This window comes from Spirulina sp. CS-785/01 (assembly GCF_028330525.1).
Classification (GTDB): Bacteria; Cyanobacteriota; Cyanobacteriia; order Cyanobacteriales; family Spirulinaceae; genus JAQMSD01.
This window is the reverse complement of record NZ_JAQMSD010000318.1, coordinates 1-14340: the sequence shown is the minus strand read 5'-3', so window position 1 is coordinate 14340 and position 14340 is coordinate 1. Positions and strand designations below refer to the sequence as shown.

Annotated in this window: 10 protein-coding genes; 4 read left to right on the top strand and 6 right to left on the bottom strand. The window is 48.0% G+C overall.

The window, feature by feature from the left end; all coding sequences use genetic code 11:
- Window positions 1-118: 118 nt before the first annotated feature.
- Window positions 119-883, bottom strand: coding sequence for a hypothetical protein (locus PN462_RS21270; protein WP_272130854.1), 765 nt, complete (start codon window positions 881-883; stop codon window positions 119-121).
- Window positions 884-1088: 205 nt separating this feature from the next.
- Here PN462_RS21270 and gcvP point away from each other — a divergent pair, with 205 nt between their 5' ends.
- Window positions 1089-4031, top strand: coding sequence for an aminomethyl-transferring glycine dehydrogenase (gene gcvP / locus PN462_RS21265; protein WP_272130853.1), 2943 nt, complete (start codon window positions 1089-1091; stop codon window positions 4029-4031).
- A gap of 265 nt (window positions 4032-4296) precedes the next feature.
- On the opposite strand, the gene PN462_RS21260 is transcribed toward gcvP, so the two are convergent.
- The 3 genes from PN462_RS21260 to PN462_RS21250 form a co-directional block, all read right to left on the bottom strand.
- Window positions 4297-5928, bottom strand: a complete 1632-nt coding sequence (locus PN462_RS21260; protein WP_272130851.1) for an adenylate/guanylate cyclase domain-containing protein — start codon at window positions 5926-5928, stop codon at window positions 4297-4299.
- Between the two features lie 682 nt (window positions 5929-6610).
- Entirely contained in the window at window positions 6611-7213 is a 603-nt protein-coding gene (cobO, locus tag PN462_RS21255) for a cob(I)yrinic acid a,c-diamide adenosyltransferase (protein ID WP_272130850.1), read from the bottom strand.
- A 132-nt stretch (window positions 7214-7345) separates the two neighbouring features.
- Window positions 7346-8044 carry an LmeA family phospholipid-binding protein gene (locus PN462_RS21250; protein ID WP_272130849.1) on the bottom strand — a complete coding sequence of 233 codons (699 nt, stop codon included), beginning with the start codon at window positions 8042-8044 and terminating at the stop codon, window positions 7346-7348.
- A gap of 183 nt (window positions 8045-8227) precedes the next feature.
- Between PN462_RS21250 and PN462_RS21245 the strand changes: the two genes are divergently transcribed.
- Entirely contained in the window at window positions 8228-8977 is a 750-nt protein-coding gene (locus PN462_RS21245; RefSeq protein WP_443029248.1) for a pseudouridine synthase, read from the top strand.
- 64 nt (window positions 8978-9041) lie between these two features.
- Complete coding sequence (locus PN462_RS21240; protein ID WP_272130847.1) at window positions 9042-9893, top strand: helix-turn-helix domain-containing protein; 852 nt, start codon at window positions 9042-9044, stop codon at window positions 9891-9893.
- Window positions 9894-9993: 100 nt separating this feature from the next.
- Here PN462_RS21240 and malQ read toward each other — a convergent pair whose 3' ends face one another.
- On the bottom strand, window positions 9994-11517 hold the full coding sequence (malQ, locus tag PN462_RS21235) for a 4-alpha-glucanotransferase (RefSeq protein WP_272130846.1): 1524 nt from the start codon (window positions 11515-11517) through the stop codon (window positions 9994-9996).
- A gap of 368 nt (window positions 11518-11885) precedes the next feature.
- Window positions 11886-13229, bottom strand: coding sequence for a histidine phosphatase family protein (locus PN462_RS21230; protein WP_272130845.1), 1344 nt, complete (start codon window positions 13227-13229; stop codon window positions 11886-11888).
- 626 nt (window positions 13230-13855) lie between these two features.
- On the opposite strand from PN462_RS21230, the gene PN462_RS21225 reads away from it, so the two are divergent.
- Entirely contained in the window at window positions 13856-14176 is a 321-nt protein-coding gene (locus tag PN462_RS21225; protein ID WP_272130844.1) for a hypothetical protein, read from the top strand.
- Window positions 14177-14340: the final 164 nt, after the last annotated feature.

The window sequence follows — 14340 nt, the reverse complement described above, 5'->3', positions numbered from 1 at the left end:
TTCTCTGTTCTAGGTGTCTGATGAGTTCTTTCACGCTCACAGGAGTCTGTTCCCAGTCTTTGCTGGGTATTTTTATCCCTCCTATCGTGATCTTCTCTTCCATGTCTCTCAGTTTACACTATTCCCCCCCTGAATAGTTACCCGTCACCCCCTCCCGACCACACAAACAAGGCGTATCATACAACTGTAAAACATCCCCCCATTGATAACGAATAATCGGCATCACCGTATTATACAAATCCGTCACCAAAACCTCTCCCTCCACCTCCTCAAAAAAACAGCGTTCCGTCTGTAAATGTAACCGCCCCGCCGAACAACTCAACCCCGCCACTCCGGCTTCAGGACACCCATATTTATTAATAACTGGACATTGAAACGTAGCCTCCAATAACGCCATTTGCCAAGCAAATAAAACCTCCCCCGTACAAATCACCGCTTGCAACCTAGGCAACCGTTTCCCCTGTAAATACCCCGCCACCTCACACAAGCGACTCGGATAGCCCCGCAACACCCGAAACCCCCCTTCAATTAACCCCAAAAACTCCTCTAAAAACCCCTCATCCACCGTCCCCAAAATGACCCCATCCTTCGGACGTAAAGGAAACAACCGACTGGCCACATTTAAAATGGGCGTATCCTCCCCAATTCCCCAGTCCAAAAACGCCCGATCTCTGCTATAATTCCTAACAGTATCCCATTGCTGACCTGCAAAATAAATTAACGGTCGTCCCTGACTGCCACTACTCGACCCCCGATAGACAATCTCCCCGGCAGTCCCTAAAAATAGATGAGGCGACTCTCGGAGTTCTGCCCAAAGAAGGGGACGCAGACGGAAAAACGCCCTCTGCCAGTCTGGACTTAACTGTCCTGGACATTCCAGCAACCCCGCATCCCGGAACCGTTGCTGGTATCCTGTGATGTACTAGCGACCTGTAAAACGTGGTGTAATTGGGTTAACGTAATTGGGTTAACGTAATTGGGTTAACGTAATTGGGTTAACGTCCGTGCATCCGTCAACCTCTTCGCTTTTGCAACAATTTGTTACAACATAGATAATAAATCTTTGCCTGTAGCTCACTAAATTAAGAATGCTAGACCTAGAGAATAAAACATCATCTCCAACCAGTCCCTTACTATTAGGGGCCCCCACCAGTAGTGAAACCTCCCAAAACGCTACAGCAAGTTTTGCCCAGCGTCATATCGGTATTGACGACCAAGAAATTACGCAAATGCTGGCCGTCTTGGGCTATAATAGCCTAGACGAACTGATCTACCACGCAGTTCCCCAACAGATTCGGCTCAAACACCCCCTCAACTTACCCCCCGCCCAGAGTGAGTCGGAAGCCCTAAGCCAATTAAAAGCGATCGCGCAACAAAACAAACCCTATCGCTCCTTCCTCGGCATGGGCTATTATGACTGCATCACCCCCCCCGTCATCCAGCGCAACATCCTCGAAAACCCCGGCTGGTACACCGCCTACACCCCCTATCAAGCCGAAATAGCCCAAGGCCGCCTCGAAGCCCTCCTCAACTACCAAACCATGGTCATCGACCTAACAGGCATGGAAATAGCCAACGCCTCCCTCCTCGATGAAGCCACCGCAGCAGCCGAAGCCATGAGTATGAGTTACGGAGTCTGCAAAAATAAAGCCGAAAAATTCTTCGTCTCCGACACCTGCCACCCGCAAACCATCGAAGTCCTACAAACCCGGGCCAAACCCCTCGGCATTGAAATTATCGTTGGCGACCATCACACCTTCAACTGTGAAAATACCCCCGTCTTTGGCGCGTTACTGCAATATCCCGCCAGTCACGGGGCCATCTACGACTATCGAGACATTATCGCCCAATTCCACAAAATCGGCGCATTAGTCACCCTAGCCGCCGACCCCCTCAGTTTAACCCTCCTCACCCCCCCAGGAGAACTCGGCGCAGATATTGCCGTCGGCAGTACCCAACGCTTTGGCGTACCCTTGGGATATGGAGGCCCCCACGCCGCCTACTTTGCCACCAAAGAGAAATATAAACGGCAAATACCCGGACGCTTAGTGGGAGTCTCCAAAGACAAACACGGTAAACCCGCCTTACGGTTAGCCCTACAAACCCGAGAACAACATATCCGCCGGGATAAAGCCACCAGTAACATCTGTACCGCCCAAGTCCTCCTCGCCGTCATCGCCTCCACCTACGCGGTGTATCATGGGGCCGAAGGGTTAAAAGCCATGGCCAGTCACATCCATCAACTGGCCGTCCTCCTCGCGGCAGGGTTAAAACGACTCAACTACACCATCGACAGTACCCCCATTTTTGACACCGTATGCGTGGGAGTCGGAGAAGCAGGGGCCAAAGCCCTAGTCAAAGCAGCCACAGACCAAGGGATTAATTTACGTCTCCTTGAACCTGGTTTTGTTTGTATCTCCCTCGATGAGACAACAACCCTAGAAGATATCCAAACCCTCTGGCAATTATTCTGTCATCGGGATGAACTCCCCTTCACCGTCGAAGACTTAGAACAAGACGAACCCTTCGGTATTTTACCCCCTCCCCTGCAACGTCAGAGTGACTATCTCACCGACCCCGTTTTTAACTGTCATCGGTCGGAAACGGAACTACTGCGGTATTTAAAACAACTGGAGAATAAAGACCTTTCTCTCACTAATTCTATGATCCCCTTGGGGTCATGTACCATGAAACTCAACGCCACTGCCGAGATGATGCCCGTCACTTGGCCAGAGTTTAGTAAAATACACCCCTTCGCCCCCTTAGACCAAACCCAAGGCTATCAAACCCTCTTTCAACAGTTAGAAGACTGGTTAGGGGAGTTAACCGGGTTTGCGGGTATTTCCTTGCAACCCAATGCCGGGTCCCAAGGGGAATATGCAGGACTACAAGTTATTCGCGCTTACCATGAACACCGTGGGGAAGGCCATCGCAATATTTGTTTAATCCCTGAGTCGGCCCACGGGACAAACCCCGCCAGTGCGGTAATGAGTGGGATGAAAGTGGTGTCGGTGAAATGCGATAAACAGGGGGATATTGATATTGCTGACCTCCAGAAAAAAGTTGAAAAACACAGTGAGAAGTTAGCCGCGTTAATGGTGACATATCCCTCAACTCACGGGGTATTTGAGGAGGCCATTCGGGATATTTGTGAAATTATCCACGAACACGGAGGCCAAGTCTATTTAGATGGGGCTAATATGAATGCCCAGGTGGGGTTATGTCGTCCGGGGGACTACGGGGCCGATGTTTGTCATTTAAACCTGCATAAAACCTTCTGCATCCCTCACGGTGGGGGTGGCCCTGGGGTTGGCCCCATTGGGGTGGTTGACCATTTAGTGCCGTTCTTGCCAGGACATTCTGTGATAGAGTTGGGGGGAGACGAAAGTATTGGCGCGATCGCAGCAGCCCCTTGGGGAAGTGCCAGTATTCTGGTCATCTCTTGGATGTATATTGCCATGATGGGGGCCGAAGGACTCACCCACGCCAGTAAAGCGGCTATCCTCAACGCCAATTATATCGCCCATCGCCTCGATAATGCCTATCCCATCTTATTTAAAGGCAAATCCAATTTAGTGGCCCACGAATGTATTATTGATGTCCGTCCTTTGCGGAAACAAGCGGGTATTGATGTCAGCGACATTGCCAAACGTTTAATGGACTACGGTTTCCACGCGCCTACCATGTCTTGGCCCGTGATTGGGACTATGATGGTAGAACCCACCGAAAGTGAATCTTTGGCCGAATTAGACCGTTTCTGTGAGGCCATGATTTCCATTCGGGAGGAAGCAGAAGCCATTGAGAAAGGGGAATTAGACGCAGAAGATAATCCCTTGAAAAATGCACCCCACACGGCAGAATCGTTAATTTGTGGGGACTGGACGCATCCTTATACACGAGAAACTGCCGCCTATCCTGCTGCTTGGTTAAAAGACAATAAATACTGGACTCCCATTGGACGAGTTGATGATGCCTTCGGAGACCGCAATTTAGTTTGTTCTTGTGTCGGCATGGATGCCTACAAAGAATAAAAGAATAAATGATCTGAAGCTCCATTTTCAGGAGCATTAAAACCAAACAAGGGGGGAAACTCCCTTGTTTTTTCAGATGTTTTTTCAGACCAAAAAAGATGTCGAGTTATCTTGATCTAATATATAGCATTTTCAAATGAGGTGTAAAACGCCATGGGGTTTTACACGAACACTAAAAAACCCCTATATACCTGATTTCCTGTTCCCTATTCCCTGTTCCCTGTTCCCTTACCTCACAAGCGAATAAACACTTTTTCAGCCGACCCTAATTATCAATTATTCGATGCCGCCGCTTCGTTTGATAAACCTGAATCGGACGGTCAATCCCCTTTAATTGCCGTTCCCCCATTAAAATAAAATCATCTCGTTTTTTTAAACGTTTAAACGTGGCCTCTGAAATGACACATTCACTAGGGGGACAAATCCCTTCCAACCGGGCCGCCACATTCACCGTCCCCCCCAACACCGTATAATCCACCCGTTGGGAACTCCCCACATCCCCAACCACCGCTTTCCCGCTATTAATGGCAATATGTAACTGTAAGGGTTCAGGCCAAGTCCCTTGACGGTTTAACTCATCCAACCGCTTCAACATCCCTAAGGCCACCTTTACTGCCCGATCTGCGTGATCCGGTTGAGGTTCGGGTGCGCCAAAAAACGCCATAATACAATCCCCAATAAATTTATCCAACGTCCCCCCCAAGGCAAACACATATTTCAACATCTCCTCAAAAAAGCGATCCAGTAATTGGGCAATTTGCGTGGGAGTCATCCGTTCTGACATGGCACTAAACCCGACAATATCCGCAAAAATAATACTCAAATCCGCTTCTTTCGGTTGCAGACGGCCATTATTCAACGCACCCACCGCAATCAGTTGCTGAACCACGGCGGGCGAATGATACCGTTCTAATTGTTGGCGGATGTGTTCCTCCCCTTGTAATTGACGGGTGAGTAACCACCGTTGCACACTAGAGGCCACTAAGTTGGCGATGGTGGAGAAAAAGCTCAAATCTTCTTCATCATGGAGAGATTCCGGTTTTTTCTGGTGTAAACTTGCATCCGCATAGAGAACCCCCACCACCTGGTTTTTATCCCAGAGGGGAACGGCCAAGGCCCCGTGAATCCCTTTGGCGAGAATACTGTGTTCCCCCTCAAAACGTTCATCTTCCTGCGCATCTACGGTTTGAATGGCGACTTGATCGTGAAAGACTTTCTTACAAATACTGCGACTGATCCAGTCATGATTGCGGGTTTCGAGGGGGTTGGGGAGATGAGGCCGGGCCGCTGCATCGATCAGTTTGAGACTGCCATTGCGGTCCACATCCACCAAGAGGGCCAAGCGTTGGATGGAGGAGAGTTCTTGAAATGCGATCGCTTGCACTTTCTCAAAAATCGCCTCAATGGTTTCTGCCGAACTCAAGCGTTTAGAAATTTCCACTAAATACTGAAGCCGCGCAATAGTACGCTGTTGGGCAATATACGTTTCTTCCTCTACCCCAGCTTTCAACCATTGCTGCTTGAGTTCTTCGGCATTGCGTAAAATGGTGTGATTCTCTAAATTAGGGGTGGCAAGGGTATTTTTCCCTTGTTCACTATCCAAAATATAAACCACCATAAACGCATTGCCAATCTGAATCACGTCATTTTCTTGCAGGGGATGGGCCCCTGGAATCACAACTTGATTGACAATTGTGCCATTGGTACTCCCTAAATCTTCCACATACCATTGGTATTGTTCATTCCGGAAAAAACGACTGTGATGGCGGGAGACTTCTGAATAGGGCAAACAGAGGTCACATTCGGGTAAACGACCCACAATAAATTCTTCCTGAGCCACGCTCACTATCCGTTCAGGACTGCCTTCGATATGTAAGCGCAGCTTTAAATTAATCATAGACGTTGAGAGGACGTTTATGGGTTTCACAGAGAGAGTGAAGATCACTCTCTCTGTCGCAATTATACTTTTGCAATTATAAAAGACTTAGATTGATTCTTCCTGATTAAGGGGTGAGTTGTTCGCTGATGCTTACAATGCTAGCCTTTTAGCCGTTCAAGATGAAGGTTCTAGCAAGTTGGGTTTCATTAGGAAACAGAGAAACTCCCGGAACGGAGGTTAGCTTTGTCAGAGTTTTGTTGAGGGGAATTTAATCTTTTTGATGCCACTATTTTTTTTGTTCAAAAAAAAATAATCAAAGCTGAATACTCTTGAAGGGAACAAGCGGGTTATTCGTTCTTTTGCGCCAATGTCAGTATTTTCACTGATGGCGATCCCGCTTACATTCTTACTTTCTCCCCTAGGGTTAGGAGCTACAATATTTTTTAAGTATATTCACATACTTTTTTGCTTGCTTTCCGTAATTACGGGTTAGCAACCTGTATAAATATTTATAGATTCCAGTGGTCAACCCAACAGGATGACCAAAGCTCAATCCGAACCAGTGTTACAGAAAAATCAGTCATTCATCCTTCGATTTTAAAGCGAAGGATGAATGACACTTAAAGGCTTTAGCCTTCTGTATCTGCTACAATGAACAACCGCAAGCGGTATAGTTAGGGCTTCTGATGGAATGTAATGGTTAATATTCAATGCCCGCTTGAGCTTTAATTTTTTGCTCCCGGAAGGGATGTTTCACTAAGGTCATTTCTGTGACGAGATCAGCCACTTCAATGAGTTCGGGGGGCGCACCTCTCCCGGTTAAAATAACATGGGATTCTGGGGGTTTTTCTTGTAATCCGGCGACGACTTGTTCTGGGGTGAGATAGCCTAATTTTAACGCCACATTGACTTCATCTAAGAGAACTAAACGATAGTCAGGGTTGCGGATGAAGTCGAGGGCTGTTTGCCAAGCGGCTTGGGCTTTTTCCGTATCCCGATCGCGGTCTTGAGTTTCCCAAGTAAACCCTTCTCCCATGGCCCGAAATTCCAGTTGGTCACTAAAACGACTCAGGACATTTTTTTCGGCAGGTTCCCAGGCCCCTTTAATAAACTGCACAATGGCCACTCGATACCCATGGCCCAAGGAACGCATCACCATGCCTAATGCGGCAGTCGTTTTCCCTTTCCCGTTCCCGGTATGCACGAGAATTAAGCCTTTTTCCTGCGATCGCTCGGCCAACCGTTCCTCTTGAACCGCCTTCCGACGCTGCATTTTTTGTTTATATTGCTCGTTATTGGTCATTTTTTTGGTTTGTTCTTTGTTATTGGTTCTTTTTGAAAAAGGGAACAGGGAACAGTAAACAGTAATGTTGTTTGTTCTTGGTTCTTTGTTCTCCCCCATCTCCCCCATCCTCCCCATCCCCCCCATCTCCCATCACGGGATCACCATTATCTCACCGCGAAGGGCGATCGCGCCATTTCTGAGAATTAACTCGCTTAAATGCACCTGAGAGCCGAGATCAAGAACATACTCCTCTGGAGTTGTCCCCAACCCCTCCGCTTCGAGATGTAACGAGGATAAACGCAATTCTTGAGGACTCGCTAACCCTAACTGGGTGTGAATGACCACAGGATGGTTCGGTTTTCCTCCAATCCCTAAACTCCCCTTGAGAGTTAGCCCTTCGGGAGTTATCGTCACCTTCTGCCACTCAATCTGCCAATCTTGGGGCAATTCCCGATCTTCAGGAATTAATAGAGTTGTGAGAAAATCTTTTATCCCCTGCACTAATAAAGGGGCAGTCAGGGAAGACTGAAGATCAGCTTGTTCAAGGAGGACATGACCATGAACCGAAACCCTTTCGAGTAACTGTAGGGTGTGGCCTTTTAACACCTGGCCGAGGTTCACTCGAATATTTTCTCCTGTTAGGGTAGCCTCACTCAAATGTAGCCCTTGGTAAATTGCGCGATCGCTCATTACAGTAATCTTGGGAAGATACCCCGACAGCAACTGTCGATTGTTCCCCGTAATTGCCACTTGCAACCCTTGCACTTGCTCAACTTGCGATCGCAGCCAAAACTGCACCGCAGGCGACAAAATCTGACTAATCAACTGTTGTGGAGCAAAACGCGCCATCAATCCCATTCCTCCCAAAAACCCATTTCAAGTTGCCGAAGTTGCCAAATTTGCCCAGAATCGGTCAACGCAACACCACACAAAGACAAGAATCCTGTAATATTTCTACAGAGTCTATTTCAGACAATGTACACGGGTTGCCATTCCTTTGTCGAACTTTGCCACACTGGAGGGTCTGAATTAATGCCAGAACGAGTGCAAAAAATTCTCTCTCAATGGGGGATTGCCTCACGCCGACAAGCTGAGAAAATGATCTTAGCCGGTCGGGTCCAGTTGAATGGCCAAGTGGTTCAACTGGGACAAAAAGCCGACCCCCAAGCCGATCACTTACAAGTCGATGGACAACCCCTCACCCCCAAAAATCGCCCCTCCCTCGTTTACATCTTACTGAACAAGCCCCTCGGCGTAGTCTCCACCTGCGCTGATCCCCAAGGGCGAACCACCGTCCTCGACTGTTTGCCCCCCCACCTCCGTCAAGGACAAGGACTGCACCCCGTAGGGCGGTTAGATGCCGACTCCACCGGAGCGATTTTACTCACCAATGATGGACAATTAACCCTTGCCCTCACCCACCCCCGGTATCATCTGCCAAAAACCTATCAAGTCCGAGTTGCGGGTCATCCCTCCCAGGAACTTCTACAACAATGGCGACAGGGTGTAAAGTTATCTGGTAAATATACTTTGCCTGCTCAAATTGAAATCTTATCTGCTCATGGTCCAAACACTGTCTTGCGCATTACCTTGGAAGAAGGAAGAAATCGACAAATTCGCCGAATTGCTGAACAACTGGGGCATCCCGTCCTTCAGCTTCATCGCCTGTCCATTGGCCCCCTGCACTTAAACGAACCCCCTCACCCCAAACTTCGTAGTGGAGACTATCGTTTTCTGTCCCCAGCCGAAATAGACCACTGTTTTGCTCATTGTTCCCTTTAACTGTATCCCTATCCACGAACCCGATCGCCCTTAATTTTTTCAGTAGACTCACGGAGAGCCTTGTATGAACGAGAAAAAAAACTTGAGTGCCAACCAAGGGGAAAAACTCAAAGAACTGGGATCTTACCTGCGTGAAATTCGTTTGAAACGCGGCCTGTCCTTAGAGGAAGTCGCCAAAAGAACGTGCATACAGCTTCGTTTACTCAAGGCCATCGAGGAAGCCCAAGCGGACACCTTACCTGAACCCATTTATGTGCGAGCCTTGATTAAGCAGTTTGCGGATGCCCTAGACCTCAATGGGAGTGATTTTGCGAGTGCTTTTCCCGATTATCAAAATTTACAGGGAATTAAGCCATCATGGAAGCACGTCCACTCGACCCAAGAGCGTCCCTTTCATTTCTATTGGGTTTATGTGTTCGTGGTGATCTTCGCCGTCAGTGGGTTATCAATCCTCGTCCAACGTTCTAATATGCAGCTTGCTGGACAGCCTCAGAGTAGTCCTACTGAGGAAACCGAAACCCCAACTCCAACGGAGGAAGACCCCACGCCGCCCCAAGACTCTGCCCCCTCAACCATCGAAGCAGTGGACCGGGGCAATCCAGGGACGGTCACGGCGGAGAATGATCCCGAACCCGCTTCGGATCAAGTGGTGATTTCTATGACGTTACAGGAGGATTGTTGGCTAAGGGTTGTTTCTGATGGCAGTATTCTCTATGAAGGCATCCTCAAAAAAGGAGAAAAACGGACTTGGAAAGCGCAAGAACAAATCACGGTTCAAGCGGGTAATGCGGGTGGAGTGGTGATCGCCATTAATAACGAAGAAGCGAAACCATTAGGCAACCGAGGGGCCGTAGAAACCGTCACCTATCGCCCCCCTCGTGAAACCCCCGGCAATCAATCTCAGAATCATTCTTAAATTTCCCCCTCACTCAAGTCGCGCCATGGCCTGTTACTAGGCTATGGCGCGTTTTCAATGAACAATGAACAATGAACAATTATCAATTAACAATTATCCATTATCCATTATTACTAGATGGAGGAGGCATCCGGTTGTATAACTCCGTGAGACTTCTCAAGCGATCGCGGATTTCGGGAGTCAGCATTTCCGACTGATACCGCCAATCCCAATTTTCTCCCGTCAAACTCGGCGTATTCATCCGACAACTGGCCGGTAAACCTAACACATCCTGCAACGGGAAAATCGCTTGTTTCCCCACCGACGACATAGCCATCCGCATCATCGCCCAGTGAATTTCTTCGGGAGGCATTCCCCCAAAATAATTCAAAACCCGTTGTTTCTCCTCCGGAGACCGTTCTTCAAACCAGCCCACCGTCGTATTATTATCGTGGGTCCCCGTATAGACCACACAATTCTCATGGTGATTAAAGGTTAAAAAGGGATTACTAGGGCCCGAATCAAAGGCAAAATGTAGCACCTTCATGCCCGCAAAGCCAAACTGATCCCGTAATGTCTCCACATCCGGAGTAATTACCCCTAAATCTTCTGCCACAATGGGTAACTCTCCCAAATCCTCCTTTAAAATCTTGAAAAACTCGGCCCCAGGGGCTTCAATCCATTCCCCCTTCACCGCGACGGTTTCCCCCCCCGGCACTGCCCAATAGGCCGCAAAGCCCCGGAAATGGTCAATGCGCATTAAGTCCACATAATTGAGCATTCCCTCAATCCGTTGCACCCACCATTGAAAATTCGTTGCTTGTAGTTTTTCCCAGTTATAAACGGGATTCCCCCATAACTGCCCGGTTTCACTGAAATAATCCGGCGGGACTCCCGCCATTTGGGTCGGTTGTCCGGTTTCGAGATCCAAGCAGAAGATATCCCGATGGGCCCAAACATCAACGCTATCATGGGCGACATAAATGGGAATATCGCCAAAGAGTTTAACCCCATGCTCATTAGCATAGTCTTTCAGAGTTGACCATTGGCGGAAAAATTCCGATTGGACATATTTGTGATAGAAAATCTCATCTCTGAGTTGTTCTCGCACTAAATCTAGGGTTGCAGGATCGCGCTTAGTCAGTTCATCTTTCCATTGATACCAAGCAGCCCCCTGATGGGCATTTTTCAACGCCATATAAAGGGCATAGTCATCCAACCAATAAGCCTGTTCCTCACAAAACTTTTCAAAGGCGGCCCGACGTTCAGGGGTTGCTTTTTCAAAAAACGCCAAACTGGCCTTTTGCAGTAGGGGAATTTTGACCTGCATCGCGCGATCGTAGTCCACCCGGTTGGGGTCAAATTCCGGTAAACGAGCCAAGTCTTCCGCCGATAAAAAATTCTCGGCTTCTAACCATTCTAGGTTAATTAACAGGGGATTTCCGGCTAAGGCAGAATAACATAAATAAGGCGAATTCCCGTATCCAGTCGGACCTAGGGGTAAGACTTGCCAAACTTGTTGGCCGGTTTCTACGAGAAAATCAACAAACCGATAGGCTTCTTGCCCTAAGTCTCCGACTCCGAAACGGCCTGGTAAGGAGGTGGGGTGAAGAAGAATACCACTAGCTCGGGATGGAAAAAGCATAGTTTTATACTGTGACGATGGACGGCGGATTAATTAACAAAAGGTGCAAAAACCGAGTGATCAGTTCCCTGACTGTACTGCGTTCTGTGGTCAGGAATCAAGACTTTTCAGTAATCAGTAAACAGTAATTAGCATCCGAAGGCAGGAGGCAGAGGGCAGAGGGCTTTCGGGGAAGATAGAGGAGATGGAGGAGATGGGGAAAATAGGGAAGATGGGGAGTAATACGGAATCCGATTACTACAGAACTAATTCCTTGTTGAGAAAAGCCTGACAGTTCTAGCTCGTAATTGACATTAAATCTTCTGATTAAACCGGATTCCGTATAACAACTGGTGACTGGTGACTGTTCCCTTGTTCACCACTATCAACTACAACGCTCCGGCTGCGGTTTTGTCAATGACTCCGAAGCCTAAATGGGCGGTTAAATTGATGGTTTGTAGGACGGGTAAACCGTTGGACCCGTCGGGGTAGTCGATGACGCTGATGGCCCCGTTGCCTTGTTTGATTTTCCAGATGTCTTTGGGTTCGAGTCCTAGTAACCAGCAGAGGATGGTTTTGTTGATGGCATCATGGGCGACGACGATTCCGGTGGGGGAGTCGGTGGTGGGGGGGTTACTGTACTGTTGGACGATTTCTTGCCAAGTGGCGATCGCGCGATCCCAAACCTGTTGTAAGTTCTCTCCTTCGGGCATTTGCACGGTTTCGGGGGCGGTTTTCCATTGCTGGAGCATTCCGGGATAAGCGGCCTCAATTTCGCTTTCCAGTTTCCCTTCCCATGTGCCGTGACCAATTTCTAACAAGCGATCGCGGGTTTCTAAAGACACCTGGGAATGATGCTCTAAAATCAACTCAGCCGTCTCTTTCGGGCGCAACATGGGGCTAGTAATCCCAAAATCAATCTTAACCCCTTTCAGATGTTCGGCTGCCTTTCTCGCCTGTTCTCGCCCCTTCTCATTCAAGGGAATATCCATCGTCCCCTGAAAACGGGACTCCCGATTCCAATTGGTTTCCCCGTGACGCACCAACAGCAAACGGAGGGGGGTTTGAGCAGGACGCGGTGGGGGTAAGGTTAACCCCATGTGGGCCACTTGGTTGAGAGACTCTAATTGCACCGAGTCGCCCCAACCTCCAGCAAAATTGAGAACATTAATACAACAATTGGACTGTTGAATCGTATGATAGCGACTAGGGTTCATCCCTAGCGCACTCATGATCAAACAGCGATTAATCCCATTATGCGCCACCACTAACACCGTCTGACCTTGGTGTTGAGATAACAACATTTGCCAAAACTGCTTCGCTTGGTCATAGAGTGACAACACCGGATAATGTTTTTGGCCGTTCTCCAATTCCATGAAAAACTCATGGGGCCGTTGTTTCCAATTTTGGTAGGCTTCTGTAAACTTTTCTCGGACTTCCGTTTTCCCTAACTTTTCCCAGAGAGGAAGATCAACCTCCATCAAACTATCCACCGCTTGGGGATTGGGAGTTTCTGGGAAATGTTCATGAATAATTTGTGCCGTCTGTGCTGCCCGTTGCAGGGGACTGTGATAAAACACATCAAAGGGGATTCCCTTTAAGGCCGCTCCCACTTTATCGGCATCTTGGCGACCGATCTCCGTTAACGTGGACTCATTACAACGGCCTTGAATTTTTTGTTGGGCATTGTAGGTACTTTGCCCATGACGAACCAAAATCACGCGAGTAGCCAAACTTCCAATCCTCCCTATGGTTTGAATCCCGGTTGGGTGAGTTTCAGTGTACAATGCCAGCCCCCGCTAATTTTACCGGGTTAGCCCCGCAAGACCCCGATTAGGGACTTTTTTGGGCAACGCTACTGACTCAAAACCCATTCCGTTTCCACAGGTTATTTTAGAGGACAGGGTGAAGGGACGGAAGTGGGGGAGTTGATAGTGGATAGTTGATAGTTGACGGTTGAACCACAAAGACACAAAGGACACAAAGGGGAGATGGGAGTCGGGAGTCGGGAGTCGGGAGATAGGGGGGATAGGGGAGATGGGGAGATGGGGGAGAACAAAGAACCCAGAACAAACAACATTACTGTACTGTTTACTGTTCCCTGTTCCCCGTTCCCTATTCCCCGTTCCCTACTCCCCGTTCCCTATTCCCTTGTTCACAAAGAAAAAAAGTATAAATACTCTTGACAAATCAAAAATTAATATAACTTAATTTGATTTCGCCTCAAACGTAAACTTTGATGTGCGTTTTGTTGCTGGGGAAATTTTCATTGTTAGGATTCTCTTTACGGAGACATAAACACTCTTGATAGTTTCTTAAATAAATCTAAAGTCTTTTAGTTGTTGATTGCGAGTGACCCATGAGACATTACAGCCAACAGTGGATTCAAGAATGGTGCGACACTTATGGATGGACCGAAGTATTTCGGGAACGGTCTGGACATTATTGGGCGTTTCCTCCCAATGCTGTAATGCCTGAACCTATCCCCCAAGAGGAGTTAAAGCGGATTAAGTCCCAGAAAGGATGGTGTCGGGAAGAATGTCTGTTGATTATTGGGACGGTGTTTAGCGCGATCGCAGCGTCTTTCCTCAGTTACAGTTTAGAATGTCCCCTCCCCCTCGTCTTTGCTTTCGCTTTAGGGGCAATTACCACCACCTTGCTAGAAATGGAAGAAGAATAATTAAATCATTTAACATTTAACAATTAACAATTAACAATTAACAATGATGATTTGTTGTTTGTTGTTTGTGAAATAGGGAACAGGGAACAGGGAACAGGGAATCGGGAATCGGGAATCGGGAATAATATATATATTTTTGTTTTCCCCATCTCCCCCATCTCCCC